Annotated in this window: 19 protein-coding genes; 9 read left to right on the top strand and 10 right to left on the bottom strand. The window is 50.9% G+C overall.

The annotated features are described in order from the left end of the window. Positions 1 to 91: 91 nt before the first annotated feature. From Q3F21_RS11995 to cdaS, 4 genes are all read right to left on the bottom strand, one after another. Positions 92 to 370: a hypothetical protein gene (locus tag Q3F21_RS11995; protein ID WP_340252786.1), complete on the bottom strand. Its 279-nt coding sequence runs from the start codon at positions 368 to 370 to the stop codon at positions 92 to 94. Between the two features lie 272 nt (positions 371 to 642). Next, the gene (locus Q3F21_RS11990) at positions 643 to 2,334 is read right to left on the bottom strand and encodes a DUF4179 domain-containing protein (RefSeq protein ID WP_340252784.1); all 1,692 of its coding nucleotides are present in this window, start codon (positions 2,332 to 2,334) and stop codon (positions 643 to 645) included. Continuing rightward, complete coding sequence (locus Q3F21_RS11985) at positions 2,315 to 2,824, bottom strand: RNA polymerase sigma factor (RefSeq protein WP_340252782.1); 510 nt, start codon at positions 2,822 to 2,824, stop codon at positions 2,315 to 2,317. Before Q3F21_RS11985 ends, Q3F21_RS11990 begins: the two co-directional genes overlap by 20 nt. Positions 2,825 to 3,048: 224 nt before the next feature. Further along, complete coding sequence (gene cdaS / locus Q3F21_RS11980; RefSeq protein WP_340252794.1) at positions 3,049 to 3,660, bottom strand: sporulation-specific diadenylate cyclase CdaS; 612 nt, start codon at positions 3,658 to 3,660, stop codon at positions 3,049 to 3,051. A 695-nt stretch (positions 3,661 to 4,355) separates the two neighbouring features. Here cdaS and Q3F21_RS11975 point away from each other — a divergent pair. Beyond that, on the top strand, positions 4,356 to 5,309 hold the full coding sequence (locus tag Q3F21_RS11975) for a helix-turn-helix transcriptional regulator (protein WP_340252780.1): 954 nt from the start codon (positions 4,356 to 4,358) through the stop codon (positions 5,307 to 5,309). 139 nt (positions 5,310 to 5,448) lie between these two features. Here the strand turns inward: Q3F21_RS11975 and Q3F21_RS11970 are convergent, their stop codons facing one another. Together Q3F21_RS11970 and Q3F21_RS11965 are read right to left on the bottom strand one after the other, a co-directional pair. Next, positions 5,449 to 6,081, bottom strand: coding sequence for a TetR/AcrR family transcriptional regulator (locus tag Q3F21_RS11970; RefSeq protein WP_340252778.1), 633 nt, complete (start codon positions 6,079 to 6,081; stop codon positions 5,449 to 5,451). A 62-nt stretch (positions 6,082 to 6,143) separates the two neighbouring features. Beyond that, positions 6,144 to 6,752, bottom strand: a complete 609-nt coding sequence (locus Q3F21_RS11965) for a TetR/AcrR family transcriptional regulator (protein ID WP_340252776.1) — start codon at positions 6,750 to 6,752, stop codon at positions 6,144 to 6,146. Between the two features lie 225 nt (positions 6,753 to 6,977). Here Q3F21_RS11965 and Q3F21_RS11960 point away from each other — a divergent pair, with 225 nt between their 5' ends. The 3 genes from Q3F21_RS11960 (at position 6,978) to Q3F21_RS11950 (ending at position 10,525) form a co-directional block, all read left to right on the top strand. Further along, positions 6,978 to 7,769, top strand: a complete 792-nt coding sequence (locus Q3F21_RS11960; protein WP_340252774.1) for a tyrosine-protein phosphatase — start codon at positions 6,978 to 6,980, stop codon at positions 7,767 to 7,769. Positions 7,770 to 9,449: 1,680 nt separating this feature from the next. Continuing rightward, positions 9,450 to 9,833, top strand: a complete 384-nt coding sequence (locus Q3F21_RS11955; RefSeq protein ID WP_340252772.1) for a DoxX family membrane protein — start codon at positions 9,450 to 9,452, stop codon at positions 9,831 to 9,833. 77 nt (positions 9,834 to 9,910) lie between these two features. Continuing rightward, on the top strand, positions 9,911 to 10,525 hold the full coding sequence (locus Q3F21_RS11950) for a flavin reductase family protein (protein ID WP_340252770.1): 615 nt from the start codon (positions 9,911 to 9,913) through the stop codon (positions 10,523 to 10,525). Between the two features lie 134 nt (positions 10,526 to 10,659). Here the strand turns inward: Q3F21_RS11950 and Q3F21_RS11945 are convergent, their stop codons facing one another. Further along, positions 10,660 to 11,838 (bottom strand): DUF4272 domain-containing protein, encoded by a 1,179-nt coding sequence (locus tag Q3F21_RS11945; protein ID WP_340252768.1) that lies wholly within the window; start codon positions 11,836 to 11,838, stop codon positions 10,660 to 10,662. Between the two features lie 143 nt (positions 11,839 to 11,981). Between Q3F21_RS11945 and Q3F21_RS11940 the strand changes: the two genes are divergently transcribed. The 5 genes from Q3F21_RS11940 to Q3F21_RS11920 all read left to right on the top strand — a co-directional run bounded on the left by Q3F21_RS11940 (position 11,982) and on the right by Q3F21_RS11920 (position 16,378). Next, positions 11,982 to 13,073, top strand: coding sequence for a suppressor of fused domain protein (locus Q3F21_RS11940; RefSeq protein WP_340252766.1), 1,092 nt, complete (start codon positions 11,982 to 11,984; stop codon positions 13,071 to 13,073). Between the two features lie 896 nt (positions 13,074 to 13,969). Then, positions 13,970 to 14,374 (top strand): hypothetical protein, encoded by a 405-nt coding sequence (locus tag Q3F21_RS11935; RefSeq protein WP_340252764.1) that lies wholly within the window; start codon positions 13,970 to 13,972, stop codon positions 14,372 to 14,374. Between the two features lie 206 nt (positions 14,375 to 14,580). Next, positions 14,581 to 15,120 (top strand): superoxide dismutase family protein, encoded by a 540-nt coding sequence (locus Q3F21_RS11930; protein WP_340252762.1) that lies wholly within the window; start codon positions 14,581 to 14,583, stop codon positions 15,118 to 15,120. A gap of 204 nt (positions 15,121 to 15,324) precedes the next feature. Beyond that, positions 15,325 to 15,732: a hypothetical protein gene (locus Q3F21_RS11925; RefSeq protein WP_340252760.1), complete on the top strand. Its 408-nt coding sequence runs from the start codon at positions 15,325 to 15,327 to the stop codon at positions 15,730 to 15,732. Between the two features lie 40 nt (positions 15,733 to 15,772). After that, positions 15,773 to 16,378, top strand: coding sequence for a hypothetical protein (locus Q3F21_RS11920; protein ID WP_340252758.1), 606 nt, complete (start codon positions 15,773 to 15,775; stop codon positions 16,376 to 16,378). A 239-nt stretch (positions 16,379 to 16,617) separates the two neighbouring features. Here Q3F21_RS11920 and Q3F21_RS27430 read toward each other — a convergent pair whose 3' ends face one another. The 3 genes from Q3F21_RS27430 to Q3F21_RS11905 all read right to left on the bottom strand — a co-directional run bounded on the left by Q3F21_RS27430 (position 16,618) and on the right by Q3F21_RS11905 (position 19,800). Further along, the gene (locus Q3F21_RS27430; protein ID WP_425341244.1) at positions 16,618 to 16,902 is read right to left on the bottom strand and encodes a hypothetical protein; all 285 of its coding nucleotides are present in this window, start codon (positions 16,900 to 16,902) and stop codon (positions 16,618 to 16,620) included. Positions 16,903 to 17,198: 296 nt separating this feature from the next. Continuing rightward, on the bottom strand, positions 17,199 to 18,515 hold the full coding sequence (locus Q3F21_RS11910) for a CapA family protein (RefSeq protein WP_340252754.1): 1,317 nt from the start codon (positions 18,513 to 18,515) through the stop codon (positions 17,199 to 17,201). A 19-nt stretch (positions 18,516 to 18,534) separates the two neighbouring features. Next, a complete protein-coding gene (locus Q3F21_RS11905; protein WP_340252752.1) occupies positions 18,535 to 19,800 on the bottom strand; it encodes an MFS transporter in 1,266 nt (421 codons plus the stop codon). Positions 19,801 to 19,820: the final 20 nt, after the last annotated feature.

Genomic DNA, 19,820 nt, shown 5'->3' with positions numbered 1-19,820 from the left:
AAAGAAAGCGGCTTCGGTAAAGAAAAGCCTGTTTCCGGTCTTCGTCCCGCGAGAACGCGCAGACTGTCCGTACGGATGATCCCGGCTTTTTCTAGTCAAAGATCGAAACGATGTTGCCCAGGGAGTCAGTGCCCGTACACAATTCGCCATCAAAGTCCTCCAGACACATGACATGAGTGACCGTCAAAGGCTGTTCCCGCAGCATTTCGTTAATTTGCTCGTCGCTGTAAAAGTGGTACGGATAGTGATGAAGAAAGCGGACCCGCCACACTTTTTTGCCGTGCAAGGATTGCAAAAAGGACTGCAAATGGCCGCATATCTCATCCTTGTTGGGAAAAGCGTGCTTGCATGTGGGACAATAAAATTCCATATCGATTCCTCCCAGACGCGCTTAACGTGCCATTTTGACCGAGAAGGATTATGTGTAAAGATAAATCACATAATACATATATGTCAAGTCGGAATTAAGGTGATCGTTTGCTGTCTATGAAATGGCTCCACGAAAACCCGCTGCACGCTTTGTTCTTACAAAGTCGGCAGGGGGCAACGAACAAACAGATGCGGCGGAGCCGGATTTGACAAATACAAACGCCGCCTCCATTACGGGGCGGCGCTTGCCTTCAAAAACTTTTCCATCTGTTGTTATTCGCCCAATTGAATCGGCACTTTCCAATTGACATTTGTATCTTGCAGGACGACTCGATGGGCATTCAGGGTGATTGTTTTCGGTATTTTATCCCAATTCTCGGCGGTGATCCAGAAATGGTAGCTGTAATTTCCGTCTTTGTTCTTAACCACATCCGATTTCCGATGTGTTTCCGGCTCAAAGCGCTTTCCTTCTTCATCCGTTATCGTCCACGTGTCGAGATAAACCACATCTTTTGCCAGCACGCACTCTACTTCCATGACGACCCCCTTGTAACGATCGAAACCCCTCTTAGAACCGACATTCTCAACAGGATTGTAGCTGACACTCTTGATCGTGATCGTGTTTCCGTTATACTCCTTGGTTTGCGGCTTTTTCGCTACGTCCTCCGGTTTGAATGTGAACTCGAAATCAGCCAGTTCATTCCACATTACCTTGGTCAGCTCAACTGCAAGGCTGTTTTTGACAACTGTCGGGTCGAATGCATCGATCCATGTATAGACTCCTTTATCTGGATCATCGCGTCCTTGGTAGAGGGATTCGATCACATTCTGACTTCCCCCTTCCGGCCCTTGCTTATTGGCGGCAACCACTTTTCCTTGCCTGTCCACGATGCGGTAGGAAATGTCGTACCATTCGAAATCAGTCCAACCGCCGGTTTCCTCATCGAGCTTTTCAAAGTATTTCATGCTGTCCCGATACTTCTTCATCAGCCCGTCGTCCAGCTTTACTTCATAAAATAGCTGCGTGGCGCTTACGCCTTTCGCCGCCTGCTTCAGCTCGATCGACATTCCCGGCGGCGTGGCGGCATACTTGCTGTTAATCGGAATCACCGCCACCTTTTCCTTGAGTTTCTGCAGGTCGATCGGAACGCTGAGATTCCACTTGCCTTTTGTATCTCCGATTTGACTAACCTCCATGTGCAGGACGAGATTGTTGGAAATCTCCTTTCTCTCCATATCCTTCTCCATATCCTGCAGGCTGATTTGCAGGACCGTGTCCAAACCGTGTTCTCCCAAGCGGTATCCAGAGTCGTAAACCATATTGCCGGCGGTGTCAGTCACATAAAACTTATATCGGCCATTCAGGTCGACGTTGTGGTGCATCTGACTTGATTTGATCGCTTTTCCGTCTTTCTCAAATCCGAAAACGGCGGCGATCCTCATCGGGTCGGCAAACACCTCCTTTACCGCCACGGTGATTCCCTGATCGGTTGCCTTCGCCTCGGCAGACGAGGTGAGGCCTTGTTCAGCGGCGCGCTTCAATCCGTTATCCGTCCCCTCTCCGCTGGTAAATACCGATTTGACATAGGAAGCAAAGGTTGGTGAAACAAACGTGCTAAGCGAGATCGCCAGCGTTACTCCGGCAGCGACTACGGTAATTTTTTTCAAGATCGTTCCCCTCCAAAATACATTCGTGAATCGGTCGGTCCACCCTGCCGGTGCTTGCTCTTGCTTTTCAGCCGCAATGCGGGCCATTGTCTCGACGGTAAACGTATCGGGGAGCTGCGGAGCCTCTGCCAGTTTGTCAAACGCCTTAACATCTTCGGCATATATTCGGAACTTCTCCATGCAGCGTGCGCAATCCTCAAGATGCGCCTCCAGGTCCGCTTCGATTTGGCTTCGCTCCCGTTCCGTTATCTCGCCGTCGAGATACTCCATCATCTCTTCAAATGTCAAACACTTCATGCATGGCTCCTCCCTTCAACAGACGTTCACGCAATTTCTTTCGGGCCCGATGCAAACGGACTCGAACCAGGTTGACCGGGATATCCAATATTTCGCTGATTTCCTGACAGCTTAGCTGCTGGGTATGGCGGAGCAGGAAGACGGTGCGGTACTCTTGCGGCAAGGCAAGGACTTGCGCCTCCAGCTCAGCCGTCTGTTCCTTCGCCAGATAGACCGATTCAGGGGTCATTCTGTGTGTAAGCAGTCCATCTGTGAGTTCGACTCTTTCCGTCCTCCTGCGGCGCCTGAGCTCGTCGACGCAATGGTTGTAAGCGATGCGATACAGCCATGTCCAAAACTTGCAGGCAGGCTTATAGCTGTTAAGATGGAAATAGGCCTTTGTAAAAACCTCCTGCGCAAGATCCCGCGCATCCTCCTGTTGACCGGTCATTCTGTACAAAAAAGTGAAAATGCTCTGTTTGTATTTGTCGATGATTTGCGCAAAGGCCATCGTTTCCGCCCAAAACTTCCTCGATGAGTTCCATGTCGTCTTGCATGTGGGTTCCTCCCGTCAACCACAAGCTAATCGCAGGAGCAAAAGTTCGCTGCGCAGCATGTTTTTGCCTGCTTACCCATATAAACGGAGCTTGGCGGAAAAGATTACAAGTTCTCTCGTAATTTTTCCAAGGAGGTGCAGAAAAACGGGCAACAAAAACCCGCTGCACGCTTTGTTTCTCACAAAGTCGGCAGCGGGTACAATTTTCCCTGATAGGCGAAGCGTGCCCTTCCCGTTTCTTCGGAAACAACGAGCACAAGCGCGTCGCTCCGCTCTGTCAACCCCAAAGCCGCCCGGTGTCTCGTACCTAGATTCGGATCACCCAAGCTGTTGCTCGAAAGCGGGAGAACATTCCCCGCGGAGACGATGGAGTTTGCCTGAATGAGAACAGCGCCATCATGCAGCGGACTTCCCGGATAAAAAATGGACTCCAATAGCGAGCTGCTGACGGTGGCGCCAACCAGCGTTCCCTTGTGAATCCACTGATCGAGCGGCTCATTTCGTTGAATCACGATCAGGGCGCCGTGCCTGCGGCTGGACAGATGTTGAACGGTCAGGGATAAATCCGGGTACTTATCGGTAAAGGGCGACAAATAACAATAGAGGTAAAAGGAAGCGGCAGTTGCTTCAATTTGCAAAAATTTCCGCTTGATTTGGTCCAGATTCCCCAAAACGCAGTGGTTTTCATCCCTCATCGATACCAAACTGCTCTGGATGTCGAGAATCAGCTGCTGCAATTCATGCTCTACCTGCAGTTTCATCGGAGACAGATCGCAATCTCTCGGCTCCATCGTTTTCACTTCGCACCGTACTCCCTTCGCTTAACCGGACTAGCATTTATGTAAAGCATTCCATTTTCTCGGGGGAATATACGAATTTTCCCGACTGGCTTGTACCGTCCCTTTCAACTTGAGCCGCTTTCGCCTCTTTCCATCTCTTCAATCCGCTGTCCATGTTTGGTTCTCCTGCTCTTGCCATTGCACTCCGCCACCGTTTGTTTATGGATAATAAAATCGGTAAAATAAAATGACAAGGACGAGATAGAGGAGTTGTTAGCCGATACTGTCTATGATTAAAACGATTGCAGTGGTTTTGATCGGATTATTCTGCCTTCTATTGCCGCAAACTTTTTGGAATAACTTTTATCTTGGGGTCAGACCGTATAATAAACAACTTCTTCATTGGAAATGGAAATTATTCATCAGAGCTATAGGTGTTCTGTTGGTCTACATTTGTTTGCAAAATCTAAAAATATTTTAATATTGCTCCACAAAGATAACAGACGGTAATGCCTTATCCTGCTCCCTGTGTCGCCTCCAGCCACCACTGCCACTCTCCCCTGCAAAGGCGGTCCGCTTCCTTTTGCCCGTTTTTCAAACCAGTCATAGAATTGCTCACGAAATATGACAACAGCTGTCATATAAACATGGTATGATCAAGGAAACTACCCGGAAGACAACCGTTTTGGCTCAAGGGAGGGATTTTCTTGCGGGCGGATCGCTTGCTTTCCATCTTGCTGCTGTTGCAAAACCGCGGCCGGCTGACATCCCGGATGCTTGCGGAAATGCTTGAGGTTTCTGAAAGGACGATTCACCGGGACATGGAGGCCCTGAGCGCGGCGGGAATCCCCGTTTTTGCCGAACGAGGTTCACAGGGCGGCTGGTCGCTGGCGGAAGGATACCGGACCATTTTGACAGGACTGACTACGGAGGAGCTTCAATCGCTTCTGCTCGTTCGCCCTTCCAGCCTGCTGAGCGACCTCGGTCTCAGAAACAGGTTTGAGGCAGCCTTCCAAAAACTGCTGGCCGCTTCCCCGGCAAAAACACGCGGAGACGCCGAGTCCGTACGCCGGCTCATTCACATCGACGGGGCAGGCTGGCACCAATCCGACGAATCATTTCCCTTCCTCCCTGTTGTCCAGGAGTCGGTCTGGACGAGTCGGAAGCTGTTCATCTCGTACCAGAGGGAGGAAGCCGTCGTGGAGCGCATCGTCCAGCCGTTTGGTCTGGTGGCGAAGCGAAGCGTCTGGTATATGGTCGCGCAGGTCGACAGTGATATCCGCACCTACCGGATTTCCCGCCTGCTGTCTGCCCGAATGCTGGAGGAAACCTTTGAGCGGCCTGCCGATTTCGATCTGGCCCGTTACTGGGAACAGTCTACAGAGCAGTTCAAGTCGAGTCTGCCGTCCTATCCAGGTCGTGTGAAGCTCATAGAAACGAGCCTTCCTCGTTTCCGCCAGGAGCGCTATGCAAAAATCGTGCAAACCCAGCCCGCAGCTGAAGGATGGATCGAAGCAACGGTTGAATTTGAGACTCTGGAATCAGCTTGCGAAATTGTTCTCGGACTCGGATCGCGCGTAGAAGCGATCGAGCCGCTCGAGCTGCGCGAGAAGGTCATCGCTGAGGCAAAGGCCATCTCCGCCCTGTATAAAACGGAGTAAAAAGCCATGCCGCCTTATACTGCAAGCCTTCTCGATTGCCCATATGCCGGGAAAGCAATCGTTGTTATTTGCAAAAAACGGCTGTCCTGCCAAGATCAGCTACCGGATCTTGGCAAAAACAGCCGTTTCCTATTCAGCATCAACGATACACGCCGTTGCGAACCATGTCCATATAGGCGGACAGCTCACCGATAAATTGGTGCAGAGCATCCAGCCCCTTGTCTGCCTCGTATGCATTTGCCCGGACACGCTTTTGAATCAATGCCTCGACGGCCGTGATCAGGAAGTCGGCAGCTTTCTCCGGAGAAACGCCTTCGCGGAGAGCAGAGCTGTCCAATCCTTCCAGCAGCATCGCCAAATAGGTTTCGTACACCCGCTTCTCCCGCTCCGCAATCTCCTCCCTGATCTCCGCCGGGTACCGGATAAAGGTCTCCACCGCCAGCCGATAGATTACCGGCTCCTCGTAGAACAGCTTCATCCTGGCCATGCCAAGCTCCCGGACCCGGTCCAGCAAGTCGCTTGATCGCTCCCGCATGCACCCCGCCAGGTAGGTCTCAAAGTAAGCGAGGCAAGCATCCACGATATACAGATACAGCGTTTTTTTATTGGAAAAAAAGTGAAACAGCATCCCTTTGGAGATGCCTGCGTTTTGCACGATCTGGTTCGTGGAGCCGAGTGTGTAGCCTTTTTCCGCAAACTCCAGCAAAGCCGCATTCAGCAGCTTTACTTTGTTTGCTTCTTCTCCCTGGCCCCATAAATGAATGGTCTGCACCTCGTCACCCTCTTCTTTTTTGCGGTATCTGCCCATTTTTTCACCGAAGAGACAAGCAAGCATTATTGCGGATGCTGCCTCTCTCTGGTCAATCCTTCGGCGACAAACTCAATGATTTTCCCCATCACGCTGGCAAAGATTTCATTGCCGATTTCCTGTTTGTGCAGCCGCAGCGTCATGACAGCCTGCATGATTCCGACGATGACTTGCGGGTCATCCTTGGGGAGTGCGCCTCGCTCGATCAGGAACTGGACCGCGCGAATCCCTCGTTCCGTATTCTCTTGCGAAAATTGCTTCATCTGGTCAGGAAGCTTGCGGGCGAGCCGCTCGTGTTCATCATTTTGAAATACGCGTTGAAGAAAAGGATTCTTCTCGACCAGTTCAAATGAAGTGCGGAAAAATGAGACCAGCAGTTCCTTTGGAGGCAGATTTTCTCGAAACAACTGACTTAGTACCGTTTCCCTGACTTCCTCTTCATTCTTTAAAATTTCAAAGTACAGCTCTTCCTTGGAGGCAAAAAATTTATAAAAGGTGCCTTTGCCAATTCCGCACGCGAGGACGACATCATCGATGCTGGTCTTGGCCAGCCCGTATTGGATGAATAATTCTCTGCCTTTTATCAAGAGAGATTGGCGGACCTGTTCCTTTTCCTGCTCGGTGAATTTCGGCATAGAAAAACTCCCTTTTAAAAACTTGTGACTTTTTATGGACTTTTCGTCACATGGTGATTATACTAATCATAATCGCTGGGTGCATAGAAGTAAACTGGAGACTGTAAGAGAGGCAGTCTTTTCTTCTATCCTTTATGCGACCATAAATACTTTTTTGGTCATATGATTCGTTTTTGTGTTATTTTCAATGAACCATACATAATCTGACGCATTGGGGAAATGATCATGAAAACTTTGCAGAAGCATTCACTTTTTCAATTCGACGGACTGTATAACTTTCGCGATGTAGGGGGCTTCAAGACAGCCGATGGAAACGTAATGAAGACGGGTGTCCTGTTTCGCTCCGCTGACTTGTCCCGGTTATCGCGAAAAGACATAGAGACATTCAGGCAGTTGGGGATCAAATCCATCATTGATTTGCGAACGCCGCGCGAGCAAAACTCAAAATCCAGCCGAATTACCCCGCAGCACGGGATACAGGTCATTGACGTGTCACTCCATGACAGCAGCCAGCAATTTACACACCTGGAGTTTTTCAAGTTTCTGGTGAGTCAGGCAAGTACGATCGATTTCGAGCAAATCATGAAAGACATGTACCAAAACATGGCCTTTAACAGTCACGCCCAGTTGAATCAAATCATCACGCATCTCTCTGAGCAAAGGAATGTGCCGGCTCTTATTCACTGTACCGGGGGGAAGGATCGCACAGGCTTTATCTCCGCCGTCATTCAGCTGCTTGTCGGAGTCCCTTATGAAAACGTTTTGGAAGACTATTTGTTCTCCAATGATCTGATTGCGCCGCGCATGAAAAAAATCCAGACATTCATCAGATGGATGAGTCTCTTTCAAGTTTCGCCGGATCGGTTAAAACCGATGCTGGAGGTGCGCCGGGAATATTTAGAGGAGGTTTGTCTGGGCATCCTGGATCGGTACGGAGATATGAAAACCTATTTGTGCCAAGCCTGCAGCATTGAGCCCGATCGCTTGGTAAAACTGAAACAGCTGCTGCTTGAGTAAGCTCGTCATCGCTACCCAAAGCCTCGAAACTGTCCATTTTCGAGGCTTTTTGCTTTGTCTGGAAAAGATCGAGTGTTCTTTTCCATAGGTATTGACCACTTGGTCAAAACGAAATATACTTTTCTTACTGACCACCCGGTCAAATACAATCGGGGCATGCCCATCTCTGCGAGGGGGCTGGACTGTCCGAGCTTCCGTGCAGGACGAAGACCGGAGCGGAGAATGGAAGCAGGCTTCTCCCTACCGCAGCCGCTTTCTTGTTGGTGGTTGAACAGGCTTTGGTGGAGGAGATGAAAAAGGAGAAAACGGCTCCAGGTTCGGTGGGACACTGCATGGGGGCTGGACTGTCTGGCTGCATTCCAAAAGCAAAACCGCGTCCAAAAGCAGCCTTCTCGAGGGAGCGTTTCAGAGTTGGACGCTAAAAGCGTGTTTTGCTTTTTCCATTCCGCCTGGGAGGTGTCCCAAAGACCTTCGCCGTTTTCTCCTTTTTCATCTCTACAGCTGTTGGTTTACATCAAAAAAACCGTTCGGACAGGAGCCCGAACGGTTGAGAGAGTCTTGCTAGCGAAGAGGGCTTGGCTTCCGTTTCATAGCGAAAGAATCCCTTCTCAGCTTCCTGCGATAAGGTTTGCCGTGAGCCTAAGACATCCTGAGTTATCCGCATGTTTTTTAAAAGCTCGCAGAAGCAGTCCTGCTCGCCAGAGAAGCCTGTTTCCATTCGGAGCGACTAGCGAAGACCAGCCCAGCGGAGCAGTGATCCCGAGGAAACAGAATCGCAACCTATGAATCTGCTGCGAAGCTGCGCGCCGTTTTGCGATTCCCTCGGGATCATTGCGGAGCGGACAGTCTGCGCTTCCTTGCGGGACGTAGACCGGAGCGTAGAATGGAAACAGGCTTCTCCCCACCGCAGCCGCTTTCTTGTTGGTGGTTGAACAGGCTTTGGTGGAGGAGATGAAAAAGGAGAAAACGGCTCCAGGTTCGGTGGGACACTGCGAGGGGGCTGGACTGTCCGGCTGTATTCCAAAAGCAAAACCGCGTCCAAAAGCAGCCTTCTCGAGGGAGCGTCTCAGAGTTGGACGCTAAAAGCGTGTTTTGCTTTTTCCATTCCGCCTGGGAGGTGTCCCAAAGACCTTCGCCGTTTTCTCCTTTTTCATCTCTACAGCTGTTGGTGTTCTCCTCAAAAGAACGTTTGGGCAGAGCCCGAACGGTTGAGAGAAGCTTGCTAGTCTTGCTTGCGAAGAAGGCTTTCATTTAATAGTGAAAGCATCCCTGTCAGCTTCCTGCCAAAAGCTTGTCTTGATGCTTTAACAACCCGGGATTATCCCGCATGCTTTTTAAAGCTCGATGATTCATCTCCGGTTCGCCAGAGAAGCCTGTTTCCAGTCGGAGCGACTAGCGAAGTCCAGCCCAGCGGAGCAGTGAGCCCGAGGGAACAGAATCGCAACCTATGAATTCCCTTCGGAGCTGCGCGCCGTTTTGCGATTCCCTCGGGGTCACTGCGGAGCGGACAGTCTGCGCTCCCTTGCGGGACGAAGACCGGAGCGGAGAATGGAAGCAGGCTTCTCTCCACCGCAGCCGATTCCCTATATTAGTGCTAAAAAGGCTTTGCTAAAGGAGATGAAAAAGGAGAAAACGGCTCCAGGTTCGGTAGATCACATTTCAAGAAAGGATGTCACGCTCATGCAAACCGTCATTTTACTGTGTCGTCTTTTACTCGGGATTATCTTTTTCGGCGCAGGCCTTAACGGCTACCTCGTTATTTTCGGGCAGCCGCCGGTCTTTCCGACAAGCCCGCAAGCGATGGAATTTTTGCAGGGGTATTTACTGGTCATGGTCAAAACGGTTGAAGTCATCTGCGGACTGGGCTTGCTTCTGAATCTGTTCGCGCCCCTGTCGCTGGTCGTCCTGGCCCCGGTTTCCGTCAACATTTTGACGTTTCACTTGTTCGTCGATCCTTCGCTGCTTCCTCTGGGGATCATCGTCTTTGCCCTGAACGGCTTCCTGATCTGGGCGTATCGCAAGCATGGCCAAAGACTTCTTCAAGTGAAAGCTGTCCCAAGGTAATTCATACTTCGATCCCTGCCGAAATATCTGCCTGTTATAATCGTTTCGTCTTATGATGAAAGTGATGGAGGTAGGTTATGAAAACAAACGCACTCACTCACAGAAGCATTCAGCCGAAAATTTTGTATTACGGCACCCCTGTCGTATTGTTGACGACCCGAAACGAGGACGGCACGACCAACATCAGCCCGATCTCTTCTTCCTGGGCGCTCGGCGACTGCATTGTCATGGGCATCGGGTTTGGCGGAAAAGCGGTGGAGAACCTGCGGCAGCATCCCGAATGTGTGCTCAATCTGCCCGATCCTTCCTTGTGGAAACAAGTGGAATTGCTTGCGCCGCTCACCGGCAAGGATCCAGTGCCTTCCTATAAACAGCAGATGGGCTTCCGTTATGAAAAGGACAAATTTGCGGCGGCCGGCTTCACTCCGATGCCTTCTGCGGTTGTGGAGCCGAAGCGGATTTTCGAATGCCCGCTCCAGATGGAGGCCAAGGTCGTAAACATGCGCAATCCCGAACACAGTCCGGATTTTTCGATAATAGAAGTGAAAGTGGTCAAGGTGCATGCCTCGGAGGATATTGTTCTCGGTGAAAATTACATCGACCCGGCCGCCTGGTCTCCGCTGATTTACAATTTTCGCCACTACTTCGGCCTGGGTCCGCAAATGGGAAAATCGTATCGCTCCGAAACCTGACCGCCCCGCAAATTCGCGGGAAAAACGGGCAGCTCTTCGCACGCGTCTCTGTTCATGGAGCATAAAAAAGGCAGCCAGGCGGAATCGTATCCCCGCCCGGCTGCCCGCCAAAAGCTATTCGAAAATTCCTTGCCCTACGTATCCGTCGAAACGCCATCCCAGTCGGCATCCATATAACGCACCAGCCAGTTTAGCGCTCTGTGTCTCTCCAGCACCACTCCGTCGTTTAAGCCTCCTTCGACGGGGCGATTGTTGATTCTGGCGTCTACGCATGCCCAATCATAGCGGTAGATCAAATCTGCCTGGTCCAGGATTTCTGTTTTGCCGCGAACGGATGCATGTTGATAGAAGCCGTCGTAATTCTCGGCCAGACGCAGACAGTCAATGGCGGTTTGGACATCGCAAATCTCTCCCGGGAAATCAAGCTTCTCCACGTATCCGAGCGCCCACAGGAGTACCCAGTAGCATTCGTACATCCACACCAACTGGATGGCATCTATCCGCTCAGGCTGATCGTTGTACAGGAAGGCCCGCTCCTTTTCCGTAAAAAACCGTTCTGCGCCGTATTGCTCGATGAGTCCCTCAATGAACTCCCGCTCTTCCTCTACATTGCCGTTTTCGGCAATGCCGCCGGAATAGATGGCGATCAGACAAAGCGCAATCGCTCTCTGGACGATCTCATCCTTTGTTCGGATCACGGCCTCTTCGTCCCCGGCGATGACCGGTAGATGTTCAATGCACGGGATTCCCTGCTCCCTGAGCAGCTGTATGCTTCTCTGCTTGCGCGCTTCTGCCGATGGTGTGGACCGGACATGTCCGTCGATCAAATCAACGCTCACCGTCAAGATAAAATCGTCCAGCTGGGATTCGCCCTCGGTGTCTAGGATGAGCTTGCCCTCTTTGTCGAGCATCTCGCCGGTCGGGAGGAACACGATGCCATGCACGCTCCTCGCAATCTCCAGTATTTTTTGGAACGTTTCCCCATCGATCCCGCTGCTCGCTACGATTCCCACCGCGACATTGAGTGCCGCGATTTGCATCAGCAGCTTTTTTTGAACGCGTTCATGAGGCGTTTCAATCTGCGCAAAAAAGCCGTACATCCCTCTCTTCATCTGGTCAAAGGCTTCCGAATCGAGGTCCTCCCTCAGCGTGTTGAAGGTGATGGTGCTCTTGCTGAACCATTTTTTGCTCGTAACCGTCACCGTACGCCCATCGGTCGACACTTCAACCGTTTTATCGCGAAATGCACTCCGTATCGCTTCAGTCACGCTTTCATGATCCTGAACGGAAACGTACAACGTACACTGCTGCAAACCAATCCCTCTTTTCAGCAAAAGATACGTACTATTTTGAAATTTGTTTCCTCCGTGACGATTGTGCTATTCTTTTTCCATATCCAGCCTGAAGTTGTATATCAATCCATATAAGTATCGGTCGGGCGAGCTTGATTATTGAGGTGAATCTATTGAAAAACATTCTCTTGGAGGAATTTTCCCCCTTTTGTCCTATTCAAGCCTTTGTCGAGGAATATGAAGATTGCGTCTACTTTTATTTATGGGATTTCCCGGGCGAGGAGTATGCCCGCATCCGCTCCAGCTGGGTCCGCAATTACGGCAAAGCGCCGGAATCGCTCGATCTGGAAGCGATGGAAAACGGCAAAGGCCCGATGCTGCCTAAAGCCTGCTGCGCCCACCCGGAAGGCGCCGAAAGATTGGAGTCCGAACACCTGTCTATCGTTTGGTTGGAAGAATGCGATGCTGCCGCCCTTCTCTACAAAGAGGAAATTCTCAGCGTCATTCCGGGGTGGGCCGGTCCCTCCGACGACGGCCGTTCCTTCTACCCCGCCTACGCCCGTGATTGCATCGGCGAGTCGGACCTGTGCTTTCCGCTGGGAACGCCCGAGACGAACGCGCTGTATGAACGCGTAGAGTCCGCCAAACAGTTTTGGCAAAGCTGGGACGAGAATCCCTGGACGCTTTTGCAGCAGCAATACCTCGACGCCATTACCGAGGATCTCGGGCCGATCGACAACTACTACGCGATCGACGGAGGCCATTGGCCGCCGAAAGCAATGGTCAAGATCGTCAAGGAAGAGATCACCTACGTCGTTACACTCGGTGTATCCATCCTGCCCCAGCCCAAGGTCGAACAGTATACGGAAGCACCGGAGCAGTTGCGTCGTTTCGAGCTCGCCTTTGCTTGCGAAACCAAATGGCTCGCCAAAAACGAAAAACAGATGCTGCAGTATATCAGCGGGCAAACATCGCTGCCTTGGTCAAACCTCACCTTTGTCGCCCGCGGGCATTCCATCCCGTGCCGTGAAATCGGCCACATTCACGAGAAGTTCACAGCGGTCCTGCTCGCCCAACCGGAGAATGCCCCTGCTATTTCTTTTCCGGAGATGGGAGGAGACCCGGTCAACCTGCTCTGGATGATTCCGATTACGGATGAGGAAAGACAGTTTGCCGAAAACCACGGGTCGGAAGCGCTAGTCCAGAAGTCGGCCGAAAGGGATCTGCTCATTTTCAACGGCGAGTGCAAATTTTAATCCGGCACGAACCCGTTTCCGGACAAGGAAAACCCGTCTTTTGCTGTTGCAAAGACGGGTTTTTCTATCACAACGGATTATTTATCTTCTTCATTCTCTTTATAGCAATCCATGCACACAGAGTTGTTATTTTCGATCTCGTACTCCGTGAGCCGAGCCTTGCATTCCTTGCATTGCGCTTCCGTTAACACCAGATTCAAGAGTATTTACCCCTTTCGATGCTTTCCTTTACTTCACTTCCATTGTACTTGATAAATGTGATCGTTTTTCTTGCGATGTGTTAAAATTTCATGAATCTTTGTGAAACAATTCAGTTTTGAATAATCAGACATATTTCTATGAAGTATATTTTCTCTCTGCACGGGGCTTTATCCACCCCAGACTACACAGTTCGTTGACGGTATGCCTCATCTTTCTGTCGGATAGAAGCTCATTTATATCCGCGCCTTTTAGCAGCAAGCCATACGCCTTCAGGTGCCTGGGGGTCAGAACGGGCACCCGCTGCATTTTTCGGTCCAATGGAACCATGATGGTTTCGATCATTGTCATCCCTCCGTTGAAACACAAGTTGTATGGAAAGATAGTGCGAGCAGGGCAAGTAAAAAGCAGACAAGCAAAGAGAGCCGGGATTGCCAACTGGCAAATAGCTACTAGCACATCGCACATCGCACATCGCACATAGCACATAGCACATAGCTACATTTTACACAAACGAACTCACGTTCTCAAACGGTTCGTTTGTCAAAAAATTCCCGTTTGTATTTTCAGCAAGAGCAGACCTGACTGGCGAAGAACAAAACACCGGCCTATCGATACCCTGCTTACGAAAGGGATTTCTGCAATCCAGCCGAATTATTTACTAAAATCATCCACTATTGATTGGAGTACAAACAAATATGGGTAGAAAAACAGTCTTTCTCTCTGTTCTGCTTTGTCTGCTTGCGGGTACGCTCCTTTTTGCCGACCGCCCTGCCTTTCTATATCCTGAATTACCCTTTCCATCGGTTTCGAAACAAACGGTCGTACACCGACTGAGGCAAGCAGACGGCCAGCTTACAAAACTGGCAACCGAAGAGGGTTATATCTGGTACGGCACTGCCCCCCAAGGAGGAGCAGCAAAAGACAGGCTGATCGCAGAAATGAACAAAGCGGGCTGGACTTTTTTGCAGCAAGAAGGCTCCGGTTACTTCTTTCAGCAAGAAACGGAAAAGATCGTGATTACTTCCCAAATGTGGTCGGGCGATTTTGTCTTATTCAAACTACCTGTGACGGCCCATCCTCTGCCGCTATCGAACGAGTGAACGGTACGCATCCATTGCATTGGCCCCATACATGAAAGAGGTCCGCCTTCTCGCGGACCTCCCGACTTTTCCACTTATCCCGACAGCTTGCCGTATCTATTTCACCGAACGGCGGCAGCGACAACCTTCCGAAAAGCCAGAACACAATGCCTACCCTCCCCGTAAGATACAATGGGCAGTGGAAAAATGAAAAATGGAGGGCGTCTATGTACAACTACCCAAACCAAGGGTTTCCCTATCCTTATCCCGTCTCGGATTCAGACCAAACGCATGGTCAGCATGCACAGGCAATCGCCTGGATACAGGGCGGTCCCCTCGCTCCCAATCTGCAGGGGTATGTGACGTTTACCGACGTTCCCTATGGCACTGAAGTCCTCGTCGAAGTGAGCGGTCTTCCCCCCTTCAGACCAAGATCGTCAGGCCGGCAGCCGATCGGACCCCATGGCTTCCATATCCACGATGGGACCACCTGCGAAATCGGCGACCCGCGCGATCCGTTCAAGCGCGCGGGAGAACACTGGAATCCTACGAATCAGCCGCACGGCAACCACGCAAGCGATTTTCCCGTGCTCTTCTCCAATGACGGCTATGCCCGCATGAGCTTTTTCACGAACCGCTTTCAGGTGAGAGACATCATCGGGAAAACGATCATCATCCATCAAAATCCGGACGACTATCGCACCGAGCCCGCGGGCAACTCCGGCAAGCGCCTTGCCTGCGGGATCATCCAGCCGTGGCAAACGTAACTGGCAGTTCCATACGTAAAAAAACACACAGTTGAACAGGCCGCCATCCAAGGCAGCCTGTTTTCTCATTGATGGGACAGCGCTCAGGAGATCCTCCAAGTACGAGTCCTCTCCTTTTTATCCATACCCATACAGAACTTGCCATAATTTGTATAATCGTGTAAGATGTCAGAGATCGAAAAATTAGGAACTGGAAGTAATATTTTGAAAAGATTGTTAAGTTCGAAAGTTGTTGTCCCGGCAGCTTCTGCACTTACACTTCTTGCATTTACCATGCCAGCGTTTGCTTATTCCAGCGTTACAGCAACAGCAAGCATTACCTTTTCTGAGTCTTCGTCATATTATAGAGCAATTGGAAAAGGGACTGTCAAACCGAATGGTGATGTTAACAAGTATCAAAGAATTGAAAATCGTACGATATTACAGAATAATGCTTCCTGGAGGAGTATATCCAGCGATACTGATAACAAGACTGTCACAGTGACCATAACAAGTGACAAAGAAGGTGACGACCTTTATTGGGTGTGTTCAGTCGACGGCGAACTTTGGGATGGAGATTTGATTGACGAAGATAGCGATAAAGTTACAAAAAAATACGCCTTTAGACCATAATATTTTATAATGATGAACACTCGATAGGGAGGTAGTAATTATGAAGCTGATGAAAGGTCTGGGGGCAACGTCCTTTTTTGCCTTCCTGCTAGTTTTTGGTACAGGCTCCAGCACTACAGTAGCAAACTCGGCCGAATTAAAACCGTCGCTTAAAGGGCAAGAGTTTATTGCTCAAACAAAAGAAGAACAGGCGTGGAGTGATTACGTGGAGCAGGAAGTAGAGAGAAAGATGTTTGAGGCATTTCAAGATGCTTTTGAAACATTTGACATCGATACCAGTGATTACACATACTATAGCCTGCATTCAGCCCCTAAAAGCATCAAGGAAATCCAGTCATCGAAGAATGCCTCTTTGTTAAAAAGGGCTGCTATAGACGCTATTACAAACATCATTACATCTGGAGATTTCATGCCGGGATTATTTGTGCACAAGGACGGCAACAAAGCGTTTATTACTTTCAAGGAACAGGAGAGCGGGAAAAATCATGTCTACTGGTTGACGTTGGATCCAAATAAGAAGGCAAGCATAAACGCGAAAGGTGTCATCTCCAACGTTTGGGAAGTAACCAGTGAAGAAGCAAAGGAAGGAAAGAAACTGGAAGAACTGAATGTAAAAAGTCTGCGAGAGTTTATCGGTCAACCATAGTGTATATTCAAGATGATAGCTCAGGTGACTGAGGGATTTCAAATATTAGGTTAGCCGGCTTTTTAATCTGGTTTACCTTTTTCGTTTTCATGTTTCGAGACTCCAATACCACCGCTGTGTAAAACGAAGTCGGTAATGAATGTCAAGAAAATGACCCGCACCGGGCTAAGTAATGAAACCTCGCTTCGTCCCAATCGTATACGATAGAACAACCATCAACTGCGGGAGTGATGCTCGTGTTAAAAAAACTGCTGGGCAGCCTTGTCGGGAAACATGCGAAGTCTCATTCTCACAAATACAAGAAGTACAGCAGCAGCGATTACCACCACAGAAACAGCCACAGTCATTCTCACGGAAACGGGCATGCCTATTACGGCAGCTCCTATTACAAAAAGAAGAAACGCTCCAAGAGCGGTTTCTTCAGCAGCTAACAAACCAGTCGATCTCTCGTGCCTCCGCAGCTTTCTTGCGGAGTTTATTTTTTGTTCGTTGAGGAAAGCCTCATTCGTACCGGCTTGCGCCATGTTTTGCTCTTCCCTCGAAAAAGTCCCCCGCCTGAGCGAGGGACAAAACAGCCGAACGCGGGATGACCATGCGCTGCCGGCATTTCATGCAACAGGACAGAATCAGTCTTCTGATTTTCTGTTTCTGCTTTATTCTCTATGCTTCAAGCCTGAAGCAAGCCCGCCGCCTTCACGCGGATGAGGATCGCATTGCCGGGCAGGTATGCCAGCGGAATATCCTCCACATGCACGATCGTCTTGCTGTCTCCGCTTAATCGTTGCAAGGTAAGGCTCCCGCCAAAGCAAGGAAACCAGCCCTACAGCCTGATCACACCCACGCCATTTTCGATGGTCAATTCTGTACCATAAGGACTGGACAGCTCTTGGACCCGTTTCAGAATCGCTTCATTTGCGGTGATCCGCGGAAAGCCGCTCTGGTGCCTTCTCATCTCATAGCCTAGCTCGATCGGATACAGGACGATTTCTTTCAGATCTCCCTCGGCCATGCTCCAGGCCGCAATCACCGATTCCATGGCATCCGGGCTTTTCACGAGGCCCTTTGTGCCGTTTTGCGTCTTCCAATCCATCGCCTGCATGACGGCATAGCCATCAGGGATTTTATTGGCGTCGTAAAAATCCTGCGGCAGCGCCTCCACTGTTTCGTCCTGAAAAACGAAATCGCACAAGCTGTAAAAGATCGGACGACGGCGGTAAATTTCGATCCCTCGGAGCGCGTGCGGACCGTGTCCCACCACGGCGTGAGCACCGGCATCAATAAAGCGTCTCGCCGCGCTCTCGACAAACTCCGCCGAAATCTGCTTTTGCGCTCCCTTCATTTCATGGGCGTGGAAGCTGACGATGACATAATCGGCCTGACGCGCCGCATCATCGATGGTGTTTTCCAATCGGCGCATATCCTGTTCATGCGGGACAGACGAAGCTCCCTCCTCTTCTCCTGCCTGAAACAGCATCGGGAAGCCGTACATGTCGTAGCCAAAAGGAAGCAGATTGTCCGGCAGCGGCGAGATGAACGACTCCTCCACCATCATTTCAAACATGCCGTTTACTTCCGTTTTTTCCGCGATTCGCCGCAGCGCGGCAAGCTCTTCGCCGGATATCACATGCCTTTTAATATGCCTCAGGCCGTTCACGCCAGGGCGGCCCTTCATGTCGCGCCGCTGCTCGGACGCCATATGGGTAAGATGGGCGGATGACGCGACCGCGATCAAGGCGACGCGGCCATTGGGCGTATCCAGATAAGCCGGTTTGCCGGCCTCAAACAGATTTTCTCCGGAGCCTGCGTGAAGAATCCCGTACTCACGCAAGTACTTTTGCATGACAAGCAAGCCGTCCTGCTGGAAGTCCATCATGTGGTTGTTGGCCGTCCCGACCAGATTGAATCCGTATGCTTTCAGATCGTCCAGCCGGTCTGGAGTAGTCTGGATGTGGGTCCCGCCTGAGATGGCGGCAGGCGTTCCTTCGTTGTAGGAAACGTGGATTTCCAGATTGGTGATCCGGGCATCCGCCCGCTGCAGCAATGCCGCGATCTTTTGAAAATGCTCATCCTCATAGCTGGGAATCCTTCTGGTTTGCAAGTAATCGCCGGTCGCCACAAATGAAATCGTTTCGCTCATTTTACAGCCTCCTCGTTTTTCAGTTTGCCTTTGCCAATCCTTCCCCTGACAGCGATGCGTCCCGCTCTTTACGTTTGACGAGCAGATAAAACAGTACGCCCGAGACGAGGTACAGTCCCGAATTGAGAAGCAATGCCTGATTAAACCCAAGGGCGATGTCGTCCGCAGCCGATTTGACGATCGCTCCGGTGACGATCGGCGATACGATCCCCGCTATCGTAACCAGGCCGGACATGATCCCCATGATCAATCCTGTCCGGGCAGGCAGCAGCGTGCTGCCGATCACGGAGACGAGACTGCCCGCCGAAACGGTCAAGCCAAGTCCCGCGCAAAAAATGGCGATCAGCATGGAGGGCGACTGGACCCATGGTATCAAGCTGAACAACACACCGCCTGCCGTGACGGCAATCCCGCCGACTCGGACATATGATTTGCGATGCCGCTTGGTCTTTCTGAACAAATAATCAGCCAATATGCAGGTTGCCAGCGTGATCACCCCGGATACCACTCCAATGACCGCTACGGCACTGCTCATCTCGGCCGAAGTGAAGTGGAAGACCTTGACCAGGTAGGTGGGCATCCAGACCAGCACAAAGGTGACTCCCCAAATCTGTGCGAAGTAGATGAAAAATGAGCAAGCGAAATTTGCGGACAGGACCGTGGCGAATACATCGGACCACTTCGTTTCAGCCGGTACCGCCGGCACAGCAGCCTCCCGCTCAGGCAGCCCACTTCCCGGACGTTCCGCTCCGATGAACAGCCACAGAATGAACCAGACCAGGCTGAGGCTGCCCAAAATGGCCCATGTCGTCTGCCAGCCCGCCGTCTCGATGGAGCGCACCAAAAGGGGCGTAAACAGGCTGGCCCCAACCGATGCGCCGAAGGTCAGCAAGGCAAAAATAAACCCCCGTTTTTCTTCCGGAAACCATTTGCTGATATGGCTGACGATCACAGGCCAGGTAGGGCCCTCTCCCGCTCCGAGCAGCATCCTCGCCACAATCAACAGCGGCAGGCTGGTGATCGCGTAGGCGCCGAGCTGTACGACCGTCCAGATGACAGCCATGATCAGCAGGACTTTCTTCGTCCCGATCCGGTCGGACAGTCCGGCCCCGATGACGCCGGCGATGGCAAACAGCCAGTAAAAACTGCTGCCTACCATTCCCCACTGTGCGGGATCAAGCTGCATCTGCTCCGTGATCTGCTCGGCGGAGTAGCCTGCGATCGATTTGTCCACGTAGTTGATCATATAGAGAACAAAGAGAAACACGACCGTTACAATTCCCATAGCGACCTACCCCTTTTGTT

This window comes from Brevibacillus borstelensis, assembly GCF_037834415.1.
Classification (GTDB): domain Bacteria; phylum Bacillota; class Bacilli; order Brevibacillales; family Brevibacillaceae; genus Brevibacillus; species Brevibacillus borstelensis_A.
This window is presented reverse-complemented; position numbering and strand designations above follow the sequence as displayed.